This is a genomic window from Cupriavidus sp. a3, assembly GCF_051015765.1.
GTDB classification, from domain to species: Bacteria; Pseudomonadota; Gammaproteobacteria; order Burkholderiales; family Burkholderiaceae; genus Cupriavidus; species Cupriavidus oxalaticus_A.
In genome coordinates this window covers 1,322,063-1,341,181 of the sequence record NZ_CP170644.1, presented here as the reverse complement: position 1 = coordinate 1,341,181, position 19,119 = coordinate 1,322,063, and the positions used below count along the sequence as shown (strand labels likewise).

15 protein-coding genes are annotated in these 19,119 nt (G+C 60.3%); all 15 read left to right on the top strand.

The window, feature by feature from the left end; translation table 11 throughout:
* Positions 1 to 27 precede the first annotated feature (27 nt).
* The 15 genes from ACAD63_RS27905 (at position 28) to ACAD63_RS27835 (ending at position 19,119) form a co-directional block, all read left to right on the top strand.
* Positions 28 to 1,503 (top strand): NAD-dependent succinate-semialdehyde dehydrogenase, encoded by a 1,476-nt coding sequence (locus ACAD63_RS27905; RefSeq protein WP_434034090.1) that lies wholly within the window; start codon positions 28 to 30, stop codon positions 1,501 to 1,503.
* A gap of 39 nt (positions 1,504 to 1,542) precedes the next feature.
* Positions 1,543 to 2,361 carry a 4-hydroxy-2-oxoheptanedioate aldolase gene (gene hpaI / locus ACAD63_RS27900; RefSeq protein ID WP_434034089.1) on the top strand — a complete coding sequence of 273 codons (819 nt, stop codon included), beginning with the start codon at positions 1,543 to 1,545 and terminating at the stop codon, positions 2,359 to 2,361.
* Positions 2,362 to 2,418: 57 nt separating this feature from the next.
* Positions 2,419 to 3,816 carry an FAD-binding oxidoreductase gene (locus ACAD63_RS27895; protein WP_434034664.1) on the top strand — a complete coding sequence of 466 codons (1,398 nt, stop codon included), beginning with the start codon at positions 2,419 to 2,421 and terminating at the stop codon, positions 3,814 to 3,816.
* 180 nt (positions 3,817 to 3,996) lie between these two features.
* Positions 3,997 to 5,079: an MBL fold metallo-hydrolase gene (locus ACAD63_RS27890; protein WP_434034088.1), complete on the top strand. Its 1,083-nt coding sequence runs from the start codon at positions 3,997 to 3,999 to the stop codon at positions 5,077 to 5,079.
* A 1,120-nt stretch (positions 5,080 to 6,199) separates the two neighbouring features.
* A complete protein-coding gene (locus ACAD63_RS27885; protein ID WP_434034087.1) occupies positions 6,200 to 6,991 on the top strand; it encodes an ABC transporter permease in 792 nt (263 codons plus the stop codon).
* Positions 6,988 to 7,650 carry an ABC transporter ATP-binding protein gene (locus ACAD63_RS27880; protein WP_195427420.1) on the top strand — a complete coding sequence of 221 codons (663 nt, stop codon included), beginning with the start codon at positions 6,988 to 6,990 and terminating at the stop codon, positions 7,648 to 7,650. The genes ACAD63_RS27885 and ACAD63_RS27880 overlap by 4 nt, the downstream gene beginning before the upstream one ends.
* Positions 7,647 to 8,780 carry a chain-length determining protein gene (locus ACAD63_RS27875; RefSeq protein ID WP_434034663.1) on the top strand — a complete coding sequence of 378 codons (1,134 nt, stop codon included), beginning with the start codon at positions 7,647 to 7,649 and terminating at the stop codon, positions 8,778 to 8,780. Before ACAD63_RS27880 ends, ACAD63_RS27875 begins: the two co-directional genes overlap by 4 nt.
* Positions 8,781 to 8,782: 2 nt before the next feature.
* Entirely contained in the window at positions 8,783 to 10,531 is a 1,749-nt protein-coding gene (locus ACAD63_RS27870; RefSeq protein WP_434034086.1) for an SLBB domain-containing protein, read from the top strand.
* A 24-nt stretch (positions 10,532 to 10,555) separates the two neighbouring features.
* Positions 10,556 to 11,512, top strand: coding sequence for a glycosyltransferase (locus tag ACAD63_RS27865; protein WP_434034085.1), 957 nt, complete (start codon positions 10,556 to 10,558; stop codon positions 11,510 to 11,512).
* Positions 11,505 to 13,046 (top strand): capsular polysaccharide biosynthesis protein, encoded by a 1,542-nt coding sequence (locus ACAD63_RS27860; protein ID WP_434034084.1) that lies wholly within the window; start codon positions 11,505 to 11,507, stop codon positions 13,044 to 13,046. Before ACAD63_RS27865 ends, ACAD63_RS27860 begins: the two co-directional genes overlap by 8 nt.
* A 10-nt stretch (positions 13,047 to 13,056) precedes the next feature.
* Entirely contained in the window at positions 13,057 to 13,749 is a 693-nt protein-coding gene (locus ACAD63_RS27855; RefSeq protein ID WP_434034083.1) for a CatB-related O-acetyltransferase, read from the top strand.
* 74 nt (positions 13,750 to 13,823) lie between these two features.
* Positions 13,824 to 14,663, top strand: a complete 840-nt coding sequence (gene kdsA, locus ACAD63_RS27850; protein WP_434034082.1) for a 3-deoxy-8-phosphooctulonate synthase — start codon at positions 13,824 to 13,826, stop codon at positions 14,661 to 14,663.
* Between the two features lie 13 nt (positions 14,664 to 14,676).
* Complete coding sequence (gene kdsB, locus ACAD63_RS27845; RefSeq protein WP_434034081.1) at positions 14,677 to 15,966, top strand: 3-deoxy-manno-octulosonate cytidylyltransferase; 1,290 nt, start codon at positions 14,677 to 14,679, stop codon at positions 15,964 to 15,966.
* 86 nt (positions 15,967 to 16,052) lie between these two features.
* A complete protein-coding gene (locus ACAD63_RS27840) occupies positions 16,053 to 17,015 on the top strand; it encodes a KpsF/GutQ family sugar-phosphate isomerase (protein WP_434034080.1) in 963 nt (320 codons plus the stop codon).
* Positions 16,984 to 19,119, top strand: coding sequence for a capsular polysaccharide biosynthesis protein (locus tag ACAD63_RS27835; protein WP_434034079.1), 2,136 nt, complete (start codon positions 16,984 to 16,986; stop codon positions 19,117 to 19,119). The genes ACAD63_RS27840 and ACAD63_RS27835 overlap by 32 nt, the downstream gene beginning before the upstream one ends.

Genomic DNA, 19,119 nt, shown 5'->3' with positions numbered 1-19,119 from the left:
GACCCACCATTTTTGAATCGATTTCCGATGGCCCTGAACCTTGCCGAGCCCGCGCTGCTGCGCACCCAGAACCTGATTGACGACCAATGGCGCGATGCCGGCCTGGGCGCTCGCCTGTCCGTGTCCGATCCCGCCACCGGCGAGACCTTTTCCAGCGTGCCGGACAGCGATGCCGGCGATGCGCGCCTGGCGGTGGACGCCGCCGCCGCCGCATTTCCAGCATGGAGCCGGCGCACCGCGCGCGAGCGTGCGCAGCTGATCAAGCGCTGGCACGCACTGATCCTGCAGCACCAGGAAGACCTGGCGCGCATCATCTCCACCGAGCAAGGCAAGCCGCTCAAGGAAGCACGCGGCGAGGTGCAGTACGGCGCCTCCTACGTCGAATGGTTCGCCGAGGAAGCGACCCGCATCTGCGGCGACATCGTCGCGGAAGCGGTGCCCGGCCGCAAACTGCTGGTCCTCAAGGAGCCGGTAGGCGTGGTCGCCGCGATCACGCCGTGGAATTTCCCGCTGGCGATGATCGCCCGCAAGATCGCTCCCGCGCTCGCCGCCGGCTGCACCGTGGTGGCCAAGCCCGCCGAAGACACGCCGCTGACGGCGCTGGCGCTGGCATGGCTGGCACAGCAGGCCGGCATTCCGGCAGGCGTGCTCAACATGGTCAGCGCCTCGCGCGAGCATACGCCCGCCGTGGTCGATGCCTGGCTGGCCGACAGCCGCGTGCGCAAGGTCACCTTCACCGGCTCCACGCCGGTGGGCAAGCACCTGGCGCGCGAATCCGCCGCCACGCTGAAGAAGCTGTCGCTGGAACTGGGCGGCAACGCTCCGTTCATCGTGTTCGAGGATGCCGACCTGGACGCCGCGGTCGACGGCCTGATGGCGTCCAAGTTCCGCAACGGCGGCCAGACCTGCGTCTGCCCGAACCGCATCTATGTCCATGAGGCGGTCCACGATGACTTTGTCGAGCGGCTGGCGCAACGCGTCGGCGCGCTCCATGTCGGCCCCGCGACGGAAGACGCCGCGCAGATCGGCCCGATGATCAATGCGCGCGCCGTCGACAAGATCGCCCGCCACGTCGACGACGCCGTCGCCCGCGGCGCGCGCGTGGTCACCGGCGGCAAGCGCGTGCGCACGGAAGACGGTCCGCACTACTACGCGCCGACCGTGCTGGTCGACGCCACGCCGGCAATGGAACTGTCGTGCGAAGAGACCTTCGGCCCGGTCGCGCCGATCTTCCGTTTCCGCGACGAAGCCGAAGTGATCCGCGACGCCAACGACACGCCGTTCGGGCTGGCCGCATACTTCTATTCCAACGATGTGCGACGCATCTGGCGCGTCGCACAGGCGCTGGAAACCGGCATGGTCGGCATCAACGAAGGCGCGATCGCCGCCGAGGCGGCGCCGTTCGGCGGCGTCAAGGAATCCGGCTACGGCCGCGAAGGCTCGCGCCACGGCCTGGACGATTACATGCATACCAAGTACCTTTGCCAGGGCCAGCTCGGCTGAAGCGCCGGGCAAACGCCAGATCGAACAGGAACAATTCACATGCCCGCAGACAATCCCTTCAAGACCGCGCTGGCCGCGCGCCAGCCGCAGATCGGCTTGTGGCTGTCGATGGCCACGCCGTACCTGGCCGAAGTCTCGGCCACCGCCGGCTTCGACTGGCTGCTGATTGACGGCGAGCACGCGCCCAACGACCTGCAGACCACTTTGCAGGCGTTGCAAGCGGTAGGCGCCTATCCGTCGCAGCCGGTGGTGCGCGCCGTGTCCGGCGACGTGGCCCTGATCAAGCAACTGCTCGATATCGGCGCCAAGACGCTGCTGGTGCCGATGGTCGACACCGCCGAGCAGGCGCGCGCGTTGGTCAGCTCCACGCGCTACCCGCCGCAAGGTATCCGTGGCGTCGGCAGCGCGGTGGCGCGGGCTTCGCGCTGGAGTTCGCGCACCGATTACCTCGACGTGGCCGATGACGAGGTCTGCCTGCTGGTGCAGGCCGAGACCGTCACCGCGCTGCAGAACCTGGAAGCCATCTGCGCGGTGGAAGGCGTCGACGGCGTTTTCATCGGCCCCGCAGACCTGGCCGCATCGATGGGCCATCGCGGCCGACCCGGCCATCCCGAAGTGCAGGCCGCGATCGAAGGCGCGATGCGCACCATCATCGCCAGCGGCAAGGCCGCCGGCACGCTGACCTCCGATCCCGCGCTGGCGCGCCGCTACCTAGAACTGGGCTGCACCTTCGTGGCCACCGGTGTCGACGTGCTGATCTATGCCAACGCCGCACGCAAGCTGGCGGCATCGTTCCGCGAGCAGCCGGCCGACGCTGCCGCCGTTGCCACCGACACCAAGCCCTCCGCCGCGTACTGACCCGCTTCAGGACAACACATGCAAGCCCCCCAGACCCACGAATCCACGCTGCGCGCGATGGAAGCCATCGTCGGCGCCAGCGCCTGCCGCACCGGCGAAGCCGACACCCAGGCCTACGTCACCGACTACCGCGGCATCTACCGCGGCCAGGCGCAGGTGGTGGTGCTGCCGTCCTCGACCGAGCAGGTCAGCCAGGTGCTGCAGTGGTGCCATGCCAACCGCGTGCCGGTGGTGCCGCAGGGCGGCAATACCTCGCTGATGGGCGGCGCCGTGCCCGACGACAGCGGCACCGCGGTGGTCGTCAACCTGAGCCGCATGAACCGCGTGCTGGAGGTCGACACCATCAACGACACCATGACCGTGCAGGCCGGCGTCACGCTGAGCGCCACACGCAGCGCGGCCGAAGCGCAAGGGCGCCTGTTCCCGCTGCGCATCGGCTCCGAAGGCTCGTGCCAGATCGGCGGCAACCTGTCGACCAATGCCGGCGGCACCGCGGTGCTGCGCTACGGCAATATGCGCGACCTCGTGCTCGGCATCGAGGCGGTGCTGCCCGACGGGCGCATCTTCTCGTCGCTGCGCGGCCTGCGCAAGGACAACACCGGCTACGACCTCAAGCAACTGTTTATCGGCGCCGAAGGCACGCTCGGCATCATCACCGGCGCCGTGCTCAAGCTGATGCCGCAGCCGCGCAGCACCGCCGTGGCCCTGGTCGCGGTCAAGGACCCGGCCGCCGCGGTGGCGCTGCTCGGCGAAGCCAAGCGCCTCTCCGGCCAGGCCGTCAGCGCCTTCGAGCTGATCTCGCGGCCCGCGCTGGAACTGGTGCTGGAATACCTCGGCAACGTCGCCGCGCCGCTGCAGGACCGCCATGACTGGATGGTGCTGGTCGAACTGACCTCCGGCACCGACGCCGAAAGCCTCAACGCCACGCTGATGGAAATCCTCGAGTCCGGCTTCAGCCAGGGGCTGGTGCTCGACGCCGCCGTTGCCTCCAGCCTGTCCGACATCCAGACCTTCTGGCGCATCCGCGAAGAGATCTCCGATGCGCAGACGCGTACCGGCGGCAGCATCAAGTGCGACGTCTCGGTGCCGCTGTCGCGTATCGCGGCGTTTGTCGAAGAGGCTTCGGCCAGGGTGCTGGAGCTGGTGCCGGACGCGCGCATGGTGATCTACGGGCATATGGGCGACGGCAATGTCCACTTCAACCCGCTGCGGCCCAAAGACCAGGCGGCGAAGGATTTCCTGGCGCAGTGGTATGAGCCGGTGTCGACGCTGGTGGATGGGCTGGCACATGCGGGTAATGGTTCGGTGTCGGCCGAACACGGCATCGGCGTGGCCAAGCGGGACGACCTGGTGCGGTACAAGTCGCAGGTCGAGCTGGAACTGATGTGGCAGGTGAAGCGGGCGCTGGATCCGATGAATCTGCTGAATCCGGGGAAGGTGCTGCCGGCGCCCTGAGCCGTCACTCCTGGCAGGTTCTGGCGATTACCGGCCCGTTCGACCGCAACGGGCCGGGCAGGGCGCACAACCGCCGTGGCAAGAATCTGCCGTCTCGGCTAAGGTGAGGGGTATCCAGAACGCCGGAACAGGCGCATGCCGGGCCACCGGCACACGCCCGGCCCCCCCGCCGAGACCAATATGAGCGCCCCTGCCACCGATACCGCCGCCGCCACCAATCCCCTCAAGAAACCCGAACTGGACTATCCCTGCGGCGACGCTCCCGAGCCCGGCCGCGCCAGCGAGATCGTCCCCGGCGTGCTCTGGATGCGCATGCCGATGCCGCTCGGCCTGAACCATATCAACCTGTGGGCCATCCGCGATGGTGCCGGCTGGGCCGCGGTCGACTCCGGCCTGCAGACGCCCGAAACGGCGCAGGCGTGGCGCACGCTGTTTGGCGACGGCGGCGCGCTGGCCGATGGCCTGACGCGGCTCTTCGTCACCCACATGCATCCCGACCATATCGGCATGGCCGGCTGGCTCAGGCGCAAATTTGGCTGCCAGCTGTGGATGACCCGGATGGAATACCTGATGTGCCGCGTGCTGGCCGCCGATACCGGCCGCGCCGCACCCGATGACGCCATCGAGTTCTACCGCCGCGCCGGCTGGGACGACGACGCCATCGAGGTCTACCGGACCCGCTTCGGCGGCTTCGGCAAATTCGTCCACGCCTTGCCGGAGAGCTTCCGGCGCCTGGAAGACGGCGCCACCATCCGCATCGGCGACCACGACTGGACGGTCGTCGTCGGCACCGGCCATTCCCCCGAGCATGCCTGTCTCTATTGCCCCTCACTGAAGCTGCTCGTCTCCGGTGACCAGGTCCTGCCGCGGATCTCGTCCAATGTGTCGGTGTTTCCGACCGAGCCCGACGCCGATCCAATGGAAGACTGGCTGGCATCGCTGGACAAGGTCAAGGCGGCCGTGCCGGACGATGTGCTGGTGCTGCCGGCCCACAATGAGCCATTCCGCGGGCTGCACGCCCGTATCGACTACCTGCGGGCGAGCCAGCTGCAGGCGCTCGACCGGCTGCGCGGGGCGCTGGCGGAGCCGAAGCGGGCGGTGGATGTGTTCGGCGAACTGTTTTCGCGGCCGATCACGGGGGCGGGCGGGTTGCTGGGGATGGCGACGGGGGAGAGCATCGCGCATCTGAACTATCTGTTGCATCGCGGGGAAGCGGTGCGTGAGCTGGCCGCGGACGGGTGCTATTGGTATCGGTTGGGGTAGTCGGCGGCTTGGCTGGCGGGTTGTTGTGCCTGGTGGGTGTTGCTGACGCACAACGATCCCCGACCGCGAACCTTGGCCGAGCGAGAGCAAATCGCCTATTGGATGGCGGCAGATGTCTGCCGCCATTTTTTTCGCCGGATCGAGCCGATTGGCATGTCATCGATGCGGAAGAGCAATCGAGAAAATCCTTATCGGGAGGCTGTCTTTTAAGGGCTTCCACATGCTGCCGACGACCCGGCCCATCAAAAATTGCGGCATGTTCGGGAATGCCTCAACCCGCCCGCGACCCAAGCACGGCAGCCGAAGCTGTGTTCTGCATCCGTAGAAATAGAGGAGGGTTTCTGCTTATTTCTCAGTGACAAGTCCTGAGAACTCTGCGTCGGTTCGATGTCGTACAGACGATGCGCATGCCGGTGCACACGGGCCACCCCCGCGCTAAAGAGCAGCCTCCAGCAGGGCTTTTTACGTGTGCCTTTTTCGGCGCATCCATTTATGCCTGATGCGTCCCATGGATTAATTATTATCTCGCTGGATGGGCTGAGATAATATTTTCTCTGTCTATTTTTCGGCGGGCTCGGATTATTGCCGGTGTGATTGGAATGTTGATTATTAAAGCTTGATGTCAACATCAGAATTTTCTTATTTTGCAGTGCAGCAATGTTGGGGCAAGGAACCCCGGAACCCATGACCGGCGCGGCTTCTACTAGTGCTGAGGTGTCCACCTGGACGCGTTGGAGTGCTCCGAAATGCATCTAAGTTGAAGCAAATGTGATGTCATCCCCCTTCTGGGGGATAGGTGTGGGAAATTGTTACCAGATGTTGCCTTTGCTGCAACCGCACCGTATTATTGCGCGCTGCAAAAGTGGGGGTGACGTAAAACGCCCCCTGGTCAGCAAAAAAAACACAAACGAATAATGCGCGCAGCAAATCGGGAAGCGGTCGCAAGCAGTATGCTCGCGGCCCGAAGGTCATTGGTCGGCCAACAGCCCCTCACGGTTGTGTGGGCGCGGTCTCATCGGGGGGCCGCAATCACCACATCGCGTAGTGTTTGCGTGTGGGCTGCCGCACACAGATCTGACGCTTGCAGCCTTGACGCCCCGGCCCGGAACGACCTCAACCGATGAGCCGGGCCTCCGTCCGGTCGGACGTCTCCGTTGCGGTTTCCGTCTGGAAGGCGCTGTTCCTGCGCGAGGCCACTGGCCGCCTGGCAGGGGGACGTGCGGCCTGGCTCTGGATCCTGCTCGAACCGGCGGCACACATCGTCTTCCTGATGGTGGTCTTTGGCGTGATCCGCCACCAGGTGAGACAAGACGCAAATATCGAAGTCTTCGTGCTCGTCGGCGTGTGGGGATTCTTCCTCGTGCGGAACATTGCCCAACGTGGCATGGATGCCATCAGCGCTAACCAGTCGTTGTTCTCATACCGGCAAGTGCAGCCGGTCGATACGGTGTTGGTGCGCGCCTCTGTCGAGGCATTCCTGAATTTCATCGTCGGCGCCGTGCTGCTGCTCGCGCTGGCGCTGTTCGACATCGATGTAAGGCCGGCCGACCCGCTGCTCGTCATGTGGTCGGGATTTCTTCTATGGGCCTTCGGGCTTGGCCTCGGCCTGATGCTGTCCGTAGTCGGCACCCTGATGCCGGGGCTTGGCAAGCTCATCAAGATCGCTTTCACGCCGCTCTACTTCCTGTCCGCCGTTATGTACTCGGTGTCCAGTCTGCCGCTGGGCATGCGCAATGTCGTCCTGGTGAACCCGATCACGCATGGGCTTGAAGCCATGCGCAGCGGCTGGTTCGCGGCATATCACGGCGAAGCACATATCAGCCTGAGCTTTCTTGCCTTCTGGGCACTCGTTACCGTGTTCCTCGGCCTCGCCCTGCATAAGCGATACGCAACCAGGCTGACTGCGCAATGATCGAAATCACCGACGTCCACAAGCGCTATCGCACCGCCCATGGCTCCAAATGGGTGCTGAAAGGGATATCGCTGTGTATCCCGACCAAGAGCCGCGTGGCGCTGATCGGCGCGAACGGCGCAGGCAAGTCCACGCTGTTGCGGCTGGTCGGCGGGATTGACCAGCCCAACAGTGGGCGCATCGTGCGCAACTGCAGGGTTTCCTGGCCGCTGGGGCTGACTGGCGGATTCCAGGGCTCGCTCAGCGGCCGGCAGAACAGCAAGTTCGTCTGCCGCATCCATGGCGTCAGCGACGGCCTTGCCGACAAGCTCGAGTTCGTGCGTGAGTTTTCCGAGCTGAAGGATGCCTTCGATGAGCCGGTAAAAACCTATTCCTCCGGCATGCGATCGCGACTGGCCTTTGCCATGTCGCTTGCCTTTGATTTCGATACCTACCTGGTGGATGAGCTGACTGCGGTCGGCGATGCTGCGTTCAAGCGCAAGTCGCAGAAGGCCTTTGAAGACCTCGCTGGCCGGGCAGGCCTGGTGATGGTCTCGCACAGCGAATCCACACTGAAAAACTTTTGCCAGTCCGCGGTCTGGCTGCATCAGGGCCGCGCGCATTGGTTCGATTCCGTCGAGGAGGCCCTGGGCCAGTACAGGGAAAGCATTACAGCATGATGAAGACGATCACGTCGGGCGCCGCAGGCCAAATCGGCCGCCTGACACGCATGAACAGCCTGAACCGCATCTGGCAGGTGGCGATCGCCGCCTGCCTCGTCGCCGTTGCGTACTGGAGCGTGATTGCCTCCGACCTCTACGTGTCGGAAGCGCGCGTCGTCATCGAGCGCAGCGACGGCGTGGGTGCCAGCGCGTCCGACTTCACCTCGCTGCTCGTCGGCAATACCGCGCCCCAGGACCTGCTGCTGCTGCGGGAATACCTGCTTTCCGCGGACATGCTCAAGAAACTGGACGAACGCCTGGGGCTGCGCAAGCACTATGCGGACAGCGGCCGGGACCCTTTGTCCCGGCTTTGGTTCGAGGATGCTTCGCTTGAGCGTTTCCATGATTACTACCTTAAACGCGTGAGCGTCGAATACGATGACTTCGCGCGGGTACTTGTTATCAAGGTCCAGGCCTACACCTCGGAAATGGCCCACGCCATCAGCACCGAACTGGTGCGCGACGGCGAACGCTTCATGAACGAAATGACCCACCGCATCGCCAGCGAGCAGGTGGTCTATATCGAGAAGCAGGTCCACGACCAGGGCGAACGCCTGAAGGCGGCACGCCAGGCACTGGTTGCCTACCAGAACGCCAATGGCCTGGTATCGCCGCGCGGCGAAGTCGAAAGCCTCTCGACCGTGGTCGCGAACGCCGAGGCAACGCTTGCCGAACTGCATGTCAAGCGCAATTCCCTCAAGGACGTCTTTACGCCCCAGTCCCCGGCAATCCAGCAGATCGACGCGCAGATCGCCGCAGTCGAGCGCCAGATGGCGGAACAGCGCGGCCGGATGGTGTCCACGAAAGGCCGCGGCCTGAACCGCGTCGTGGAAGAGCATGACCGCCTGCAGGCCGCCGCGGAATTCGCCTTCGATATCTACAAGACCGCCATCGGCGCGCTGGAAAAAGCGCGGATCGAGGCGACGCGCAAACTCAAGAACGTGGCCGTCGTGCAAAGCCCGACGCGCCCGGAATATCCGCTTCAACCCAGGCGCATTTACAACATCGTGGTGTTTGTCCTGATGACGTTGATGCTTGCAGGCGTCGTGCAACTGATGAGTGCCATCATCCGCGACCACCGGGACTAGTCATGCTTAGAAGAATCGTTACCCTTGCAGTGGCCGCCGCAGGTCTCGCGGCCGTCAATAGTGCGCTTGCGCAGGCCGGCACGCGCATGTCGCAGTCGCCCGCCATCGGGCAAATGGACTACGCTGTCATCGCGGCGCAGGGCGGTACGGCGCCTGCCGGATCCGCATTCACTTCGGGCACCGCTGCCGTGCCCATGGTTCCCGGGCGAACCGAAACGCCACTGCCGGAAAGCGCTCCGCAAAACAACGACTACACCGCCAACATGGCGAGCGACGCGTTTGGCGCGCAGCTCTTCACGGGCGCTTTCAGCCGCGACAGCGCATCGATCTTCAACCCCAGCCATGTGATCTCCGTCGGTGACCGCATCCAGCTGCGGATCTGGAATGGCTACAACGTCGACACGGTGCTGACCGTAGACGCGGGCGGCACCATCCTGCTGCCGGAGATCGGCCCGTTCCGTGTGCAGGGCATCACCAACGGCAATCTGCAGACCGCCATCAGCAATGCGCTGCGCCGGGTCTTTGCTAGCAAGGTGGCGATCTATGCCAGCCTGCTGGCAGCGCAACCGGTGCGCGTATATGTGACCGGCGCCGTTCGCCGGCCCGGCATGTATGACGGCACGTCGAGCGACAGCGTCCTGCGCTATCTCGACCAGGCCGGCGGTATCGATCCGGATCGCGGATCGTTCCTGGATGTCGCCATCAAGCGTGGCAACCAGACGCTGGAAGTGGTCAACCTGTATGACTTCCTGCTGAAAGGCGATCTGACTTCCCGGCAACTGAACAACGGCGATGTCATTTTTGTCCAGTCACGCAAGAAGACCGTGAAAGTCAGCGGTCTGGCAGAAAACGCTAAACGATTCGAGTTCATGGGCGACCAGGCCCGCCTCGACCAGATCGTCCGCCTGGCCAAGCCTCTGCCTGAAGCCACCAACGTACGGGTGGTGCGCAATACCGGAACCGTCCGGAACGTCGAGTATTTCCCAATTTCGCAAGGCAACCAGATCGACCTGCGGGATGGCGACGAAATCGAAATTACTGCTGACAAGCGGCCGGGGACCATCACTGTCCGCGTGGAAGGCGAACACACCGGCCCGCAAGAGTTCGTACTGCCATATGGCAGCCGCATGGGCCAACTGCTTAGCCAGGTCCAGTTCACGCCGGAATCGGATCCTGAGAGCATCCAACTGTTCCGCCAGAGCGTAAAGGCGCGCCAGAAGGCGCTGCTTGGCGCCACGCTGAAGACGCTGGAATCGAGCGTACTGACGGCTCGTTCGGGGACCGCGGAGGAAGCGCAACTGCGCAAGGAAGAAGCCGCGCTCGTGCTGCAGTGGGTCGAGCGCGCCAAGAAGATCGAGCCGAGTGGTCAGACGCTGATCGCCAGATCCGCGGCCCGTAACGACTTGCTTCTGGAGAACGGCGACATTCTCCGTGTGCCGGTCAAGGACGGGCTTGTGCTGGTCAGTGGCGAAGTGCTGTTCCCCAATGCCGTTGCCTATGACAAGAGCATAGACCTGGATGAGTTCATCCAGCAGGCCGGTGGCTTCTCACAGAATGCTGACACGTCGCGGATCATCATCGCGCACCGTGATGGCAGCTTCTCGGATGGCAAGAAGGAAGACGCGGTGCGGGCGGGCGACGAGATCATGGTGTTGCCTAAGGTCGATTTCAAGACGCGTCAGTTTGCGAAGGATGTGTTCCAGATTCTTTATCAGATTGCTATTAGCGCGAAAGTGGTTTTGGGTTTATAAAAGATGATAACAATCAATCATGTAATGTCCAATGCCGTTGCGAGCGGCATATTTACCGATATTCTCGGCTACTATAAGGCCTTTTCTCCGGACGCGATTAGGCAAGTCGAGTCGGAGGTTGCCTTGCCCGGCTACTTTATTCGACACTATCACCGGCCTAATCTTGAAAAAGAATTGATTTCGCCTTGCGTCGTCACGGTTCATCATGATCTTCAAGATGACGACGCTTCCCTGGCCGTGGAGAAATTTCTAGATCGCTATCGAGAAGCGACGACGGTTCATTGCTTGAACACCCTTCAGCAACGATTTCTCGCGGATCAAGGAATTACAAATACTGTGGTAATTCCGCACGGTTACAATAAAAAGTATATTTTTCCTAAATATTCCAGCGTCGAGGAAATTGACTCGAAAACTGGTTCGTCGCAAAAAAAACGTATTGGATTAATTTCGAGGCGGTACCCTAGAAAGGTGAAAGGTGAAGCATATATCTACGAGCTTGCCCAACATCTAGATCCTACTGAGTTTGAGTTTGTCCTCATTGGCAAGGGTCGAACATTTGATGCGGCTATTCTTGAGCGATACGGCTATGAGACAACGGCTTACGAAAACCTTCCATATAAGATGGTTGCATCGGTCTATCGGTCGCTTGATTTCCTGCTCATGGCTTCATGGTTTGAAGGAGGTCCGGCTAATATTCCCGAGGCGGTAGGTTCGGCTGTGCCGGTACTGTGCAATCCTATTGGCATGGCGTATGACTTTGTCAGTAATGGCGTGAACGGTTTGCATCTCACAATGGATCCGGTGGTCGACGCCGAGAATATTAGCGATTGGGCGCTGAACGAAAAGAAATTTCTTTCGCTTAGAAAGGGAGCGCTTGAAATGAAACATCGCGGTATTACATGGGAAGAGCACGCGAAAAGAATATTCGAGATTTATAAAAATGTGACTCACGAAATCGTTGGGGGTTTTCGTCATGGCTAAGCGCGCGCTCATAGCGGATCAGCTCCATATTCAAAGCAAGAACTTTCCTAGCTTGCTCGAATATCTAAAGCAGGCACAATTCGAGATGCTTGTGGTGTCGCATCCCGCCCACCTGATCGCAGCCTTTGGCGATTATTCCAGTAGCACGGAAATAGTTCCATATCGTGAGGAACTGAAATCGCTGACCGCTGATGAGGTATTCCGCCTTACTGAGGGGGGGGTAGCGTGTTTCTCTCTTTGCAAAGCAGAGATGCTTTGCTATTTAGCGCCAACCGACTTTTGGGTTGGCAGAGGCGACTATGGTCGTTCAGAGCGAGAGTTGTTCGACCTCGCGTGGGCAGAGAATCGAGACGTTCTTTTGGATAATGTCGCTGCTGTAAGGTATTGGTTCGATCGTTGGCGAAGTATTCTGCAAGAGAAGCCGGTATTTGACCTGGCATTTCTTTTTTCCGGTAGTCTTATTTATGCTCGCGTATTCTCCGTTTTGATGAAGAGGCGTCAGGGCATGCTTTATATTTGCGAGAGCTTCTTTACTGGGAAAGATTACTATCTGGAGGCGCGGCATAGCCCTCTGCCAAATAACTCCGCACTTCGATCCAATGGGGTGTATAAGAGTCTGGATGTGGCTTCGTCCGGTCCAGCACGGAGGGGACGGAGAGCTGCCCTTGCGTTGCGCCTGGCGGAAATGGCAAACAAGAATGTTAAGCAGCCGACTGCGACAGGGAATAAGCTATTTCCTGTTGACACCAAGGTCGTGGCAATCTTCGGTCAGGTGCTAAACGATTTCTCTTTGCTGAATAATGGCGAAACGGGATTTCACAGTGTTAGCTTTTATACGGAATGTATTCGGAAAATTATTTCCGAGACTGACGCATGTGTGATTTTTAAGGCTCATCCATGGGAGCAAAAAAAAGCACATATTAAGAGTGCTTTGACGAAAGATCATTTAATCGAGGTGTTCGGTGAAAATGATCGGTTGAGGGTTGTCGAGGATTATCCGATCTCTGACATTATTAAAGAGGCGGATTTCGTTGTTGGTATCAACTCGCAGAGCCTGATTGAGGCTGCCGTTGGTGGTATAAAGCCGATTCAGTGCGGAAAGGCATTTTACGCTGGTAAGGGGTTCACCCATGATGTGCGGGATACAAATGAAGTAGTCGACTTGATCAAGGCGCTACCTGGCTCGTACTTGACGATTGATGAGTATTTTCATTTAGAAACATTTCTTTTGAAGGCGTTGGATGAATGGTTGATTCCGGAGTCTCCTGCATTGGGAATCCCTCGCCTGGAAAGAAGATTGGGTGCGATAAAGAAGGTTGTTGGAACCAAGCCCGTACCAGCAAAACAAAAACCTCCGGTCGTAAAGAAGGAGAGCGCCGCAAGCATTGTTGTGTCAAAAATCGAGATTGAGCCCAATCGTACTGCAAATTCTAATCTTACGCGGCGCAAGCTTAAAAAGCTTCGAAACGATCCCAAAGCATTTTTCAGAGATGCGAAGAACCCCCTTATTAGGTCAATAGCGAAGATCTTGTAGAGTGTAGACGATGAAGGGCGATACAACGACAAAGAAAGAGGCCGCACGGAAAATGAGGGAACGCTGTGCGGCCCTGGGGGGGCGTATTGCGGAGAGTGCGCAAGTTAATACGGCAATGGTATTTTTCGAGGCGATTGATATCGCCGATGGAGCAATAGTATATGCGCCGACCGAACTTGGCGCATATACCTACTTGAATGTCGGGGCGGTTGTCTTCCCTCACGTAAAAATTGGAAAATTTTGCTCCATTGGTCGAAATGTCCAAATCGGACTTGCCAAGCACCCGACAAGGTTTTTAAGTTCACATCCATTTCAGTTTTCACATAATTTATTCGCAAGGGTCCCTGGGTACACAGCGTTGCAAAAGGAGAAGTGGCAATTCCATACGCCGACGAGTATAGGTCATGATGTATGGATAGGCGCTGGTGCATTGATTTCGTGTGGGGTGACCATCGGCACAGGCGCAGTAATTGGTGCGGGTGCCGTTATAACCAAGGATGTGAAGCCCTACGAGATAGTGGGCGGCGTGCCAGCCAAGAAGATTGGTGAAAGGTTTGATTCGGAAGTCGTGACGCGGTTGTTGGCTACTGAGTGGTGGAATCTCCCCTTTCAGCAGTTATCCACGTTGAATTTTAGCAATATTCATGTCGCGTTGGAGCAGCTCGAAAGGATTCGGAGTGTTGATTTTGTAGAGGCTCGCTGAGTTGAGTACTTTGCAATGGATTTTGCTATTGTTATTTTCGAATATTGTTTATAGCATTTTAAAATAAATATTTTATGCTTAAGATTTCGGATGTTTTCGTTGGTAATCAAAAGCCATTTGTGCTTTTTGGTGGAATCAATGTGCTGGAATCTATTGACCTCGCACGCAAAGCTTGCGAGGAGTATTTGCGTGTAACTAGTAAGCTCGGAATACCCTTTGTTTTCAAGGCGAGCTTCGATAAAGCCAACAGGTCCTCTATTCATTCCTACCGCGGCCCCGGCTTGGAAGCGGGCATGAAGATCTTGGACGCAATAAAGGTTGAGTTCGGAGTACCTGTGATCACCGACGTCCACGAGCCATGGCAAGCTCAGCCGGTTGCAGAAGTAGTGGACGTACTCCAACTGCCCGCCTTCCTCGCCCGGCAGACGGATCTCGTTGTCGCCCTGGCCAAGACCGGCAAGCCAGTGAACATCAAGAAGCCGCAGTTCCTGAGCCCCACACAGGTCGTGAACATCGTCGAGAAGTTCAAGGAGGCCGGGAACGATCAGCTGATCCTGTGCGACCGCGGCACTTGCTTTGGCTATGACAACCTCGTCGTCGACATGCTTGGCTTTGGCGTGATGAAGAAGGTGACGAACGATATGCCGATCATCTTCGACGTGACCCACGCCCTGCAACAACGCGATCCCGGTGGGGCTGCATCGGGTGGCCGCCGACAGCAGGTCGCGGAACTGGCCCGCTCGGGTATGGCGGTTGGCCTGGCCGGCCTGTTCCTCGAAGCGCATCCTGATCCGGCCAATGCCAAGTGCGATGGTCCGAGTGCATTGCCGCTGGACAAGCTGGAGCCGTTCCTTGCCCAGGTGAAGGCGATTGACGATCTGGTGAAGTCGCTGCCCCCGTTGAACATCGATTGACGGAGCTGAATTCGTGTTGAACGGGGAAATGGATCGGGTCGTCATCGTCATTCCGGCACGCTACGGATCGACACGCCTGCCGGGGAAGCCGCTTGCGGATATCCTCGGCAAGCCTATGGTTCAGCACGTCTACGAACGTGCGTGCGAGGTGACGGGCGTTCATGCAGTCCTGGTAGCCACCGACGATTCCCGTGTTGCGGAGGTCGTGAAAGGTTTTGGCGGCAAATGCGTCATGACGTCGCCTGACCATCCGTCTGGCACGGATCGTCTGGCGGAAGTGATGGCGCAGGTGCCTGCGGACATCTACATCAATCTCCAGGGCGATGAGCCCCTGGTACGGCCCGGGGACATTGCGAAGCTTGCCGCCGGCATGCGCGATGACGCATCGGTGCAGGTCGGTACGCTCTGTCACGGCATCGATGCGGACGAGGCACTCAATCCCAATACGGTGAAAGTCGTTCTGGCTTCGAATGGGGATGCCCTGTATTTCAGCCGGTCGCCTGTCCCGTACCCGCGGGACGCCGAGGCGGCCACATACCTCAAGCATGTTGGCGTCTACGCCTATCGCCGCGAGGTACTGGCCGCCTACGCTGAATTGCCCCAGCCAATGGTCGAGCAGGCTGAGAAGCTCGAGCAGCTGCGATTGCTGGCAGCAGGCATGCGAATTCGTGCGTTCGAGGTTGCCCCTACCGGACCGGGCGTGGATACGCCAGAGTGCCTGGCGCGCGTGCGCGCACTGATGGCGGGCAAGCAACCCGAGTTGCCACCATCGTTGGCCGACGCTCGTCTTGTGATTACCGACGTCGATGGCGTGCTGACCGACGGCGGCATCTACTACGACGCCACCGGTGAGTGTCTGAAGCGCTTCCATGTGCGCGACGGCCTTGGTATCCGTCTGCTGGAAGAAAACGGCGTGCGGGTGGCAGTCCTGTCCGGCCGCGACTCGGAAACGTTGCGCAAGCGTGTGGCGGATCTTGGTGTCACGCTCTTCCAGTTTGGCGTGAAGGACAAGTTTGCCGCTTGTCGTGCGCTGATGGCTGAGGCTGGTGTAGCGCCTGAGCAGACCGTGTGTATTGGTGACGACAGCATCGATTTGCCTGCGTTCGCGGCATGCGGTCTGTCGTACGCAGTCGCGGATGCCGCGAGCTATGTGAAGGCGCGGGCTACGGGCGTGCTGTCGACCCGTGGAGGCGAGGGTGCCTTCCGTGAGCTGGCTGACGGCATTCTTCTTGCACAAGGGAAGGGGCACGTTTTTGGTACGGCAGAGGGCTTTGCCACGGTGATGTCTGGCGCCGCGCAATAGTCGTCAGGCACTACTGACAAGCAGAAGCAGGCAGAAACAAGACAAACAATACAAACAACACAAACAACAAGCAGGGAATGAGAGAGATGACTGGGGTCATTACATTGGCACGCAACGTCGTTGCGGCGGAAATGCAGGCACTGGACCGCATGTCGAACCGTATCGACGCGGGTTTTGAACGGGCGATCGACATTATCCTGGGTGCCCGCGGCCGGGTGGTTGTCGTCGGCATGGGCAAGTCCGGACTGATCGGCAAGAAGATCGCTGCCACCATGGCATCGACCGGCACGCCGGCATTTTCGGTGCACCCGGGCGAGGCATTCCATGGCGATCTCGGCATGATCAAGCCCATCGATGTGGTGCTGATGATTTCCAACAGCGGAGAAACGGAAGAGCTGATCCGTATCCTGCCGTTCCTGAAGCATCAGCAGAACCCGGTGATTGCGATGACCGGGAAGGTCAATTCAACGCTGGCCAGGCACAGTGACGTTGTGCTGGATATCTCCGTCGAGCGCGAAGCCTGTAACAACAACCTGGCGCCGACCAGTTCTACGACTGCAACGCTGGTAATGGGCGATGCGCTCGCCGTGGTGCTTTCCGTGAACCGTGATTTCCAGCCGGAAGACTTCGCGCGTTTCCACCCTGGTGGAAGCCTCGGCCGGAGGCTGCTGACTCGCGTGGCCGATGTCATGCACAAGGAGAACCTGCCGATCTGCAGGCCGGATGCCTCGTTCCGCGATGTAGTGCATGTCATCAACCGGGGCCGTCTTGGCATGGCGCTGGTGATGGATGGCGACATGCTCCAGGGCGTCATTACGGACGGGGATGTCCGCCGGGCTTTCGATTCGGACTGGGATTACAAAACGATCCTCGCCCGGCAAATCATGTCGACCGACCCGAAGCAGGCCTCTCCGGATGAGCGCTTTGCCGATGCGGAGGCGCGGATCCATGCTGCGCGGATCGGGGCTCTGGTAGTCAAGGATGATGCCGGGCGCGTAGTCGGCATCCTGCAGATTCATGATCTGGGGACCGATGAGCCTTCCGTCTGAGGGTGCCATCGGCATCCTTTCCCACGGCATTCGCCGCATCGAACACCTCTCTGCCTTTCTTGGCGAAGAGGTGATTGCGGTGCATCCGTTGCAGGGCGTACGTGCGCCGCTCGCAGGCATTGCTGCCTGGGGGCGGCGCCCGACCGCACGCAAGGCGCACGCGTTCGCGCGCTCGCGCGGCATCAAGCGCTTCCTGTGTCTGGAAGATGGATTCCTGCGATCGCTGCATCCCGGGGCGTCGTCTCAGACTTGCTCGCTGGTGGTGGATGACCTTGGCATCTACTACGATGCGTCGGTGCCATCCCGGCTTGAAGCCATGGTTTCCAGGCCCCTCACGCAAATGGAGCATGCACGGGCGCAACGTCTGATCGGGCGCTGGCGTGCAGCAGGCGTTTCCAAGTACAACTATGCGCCGGCGCCGGATGTATTGCCGGCGAAGCCGTACGTCCTGGTCATTGACCAGACCGCCAATGATGCCTCTGTCCGGTTTGGCCAGGCTGACGGCAACAGCTTCCGGCGGATGCTCGAGTCCGCGCTGCTGAATTACCCGGACTGCCAGATTGTCGTCAAGGAGCACCCCGAGGTCGCGCTCGGACGCAAGCGGGGCTATCTCGGCAGCATTCTCGACACGGGCAACTATTCGCGCGTGGTTCGGTTGCAGGATGACGTGCACGTCGTTTCGCTGATACGCGAGGCACAGGCTGTGTTTGTTGTCACATCGCAAGTTGGTTTCGAAGCGCTCCTTCACGGCAAGACCGTTCACACCTTTGGCATGCCTTTCTACGCTGGCTGGGGACTGACCAACGACGATCTGCCGGGGCCGTCCAGGCGCCATTCCGTATCGCTGGAGCAACTCGTGTTTGCCGCCCTGGTCCGATACACGCGGTATGTCCTGCCGCATTCCGGCCAGCGCTGCGAGGCGGAGGATGCGATCGACTATCTGGCGTTACAGCGCCGGATGCGGCAGCAGTTTCCGGGGCAATTGCATGCGGTCGGATTCTCGCGCTGGAAGCGCCCGATCTTGCGGGACTTTCTGCAGGGGAACGAGATCGTCTTTCATCGGAATCTGGGCGCAGTTCCGCATGGCAAGACCGTTGTGCGCTGGGGCCGCAGCATCGACACTTCGACTCGCGCCGATCTTTCCGTGATTACCGTGGAGGACGGCTTCCTGCGTTCTGTGGGATTGGGCGCGCAGTTGATCCGGCCACTGTCATGGGTATTCGACCGTACCGGCATCTACTACGACGCGACCAGGGAGTCGGACCTGGAGCGGCTGCTGGCGAGCGAGGAATTCGATTCTGCGACCCTTGTCCGCGCAGCACGGCTGCGGGAGACCATCGTCAATGCTGGCCTGACCAAGTACAACGTTGGTGCGGGCAACTGGAGCCGTCCGCCTGGCGCCGGCAAAGTCATCCTTGTCGTAGGTCAGGTGGAAGCGGATGCTTCGCTACGGTTCGGCGCCCCCGGCATCCGTACCAATCGGGCGCTGCTTGAAGCAGTGCGCGCACAGGCGCGGGATGCCTACATCGTTTACAAGCCACACCCGGACGTCATGACCGGCTTGCGCGGAGACCGCGATGCGGAGTGCGAACTGGCGGCGCTTTGCGACGAAGTGGTGTCGGATTGCCCCATGGATCGTGTGATCACCGCCGTCGACGGCGTGCACGTGCTGACGTCTCTGGCTGGGTTCGAGGCCCTGTTGCGCGGCAAGCCAGTCACGACGCATGGCGCGCCCTTCTACGCCGGCTGGGGTCTGACTGAAGACAAGTGCGATATGCCGCGTCGCCGCCGACAGCTTTCGCTCGATATGCTCGTGGCGGGAGCGCTGATCCTGTATCCGCGTTACGTGTTGCGCGATGCGCGGGACAGGTATGCGACTCCAGAGCAGGCGGTAGACCATATGTTGTCGTGGCGCGAGGAGTCGCCGGCGGCTGGTGCACGCTTGTTGCAGCGCTGGTTACAGCCACTGCTCAGGCCATGGGTCCGCTGGCGCGATGCTGTGGCCATTGCGGATCCGCAGAGAGCCGGCGACTACGGCGGTGCCGGGCTGGCCCGGAGCGATAGTGGTGTACGGCATCGTCCGATAGCTGCGCCAGAGCAATAG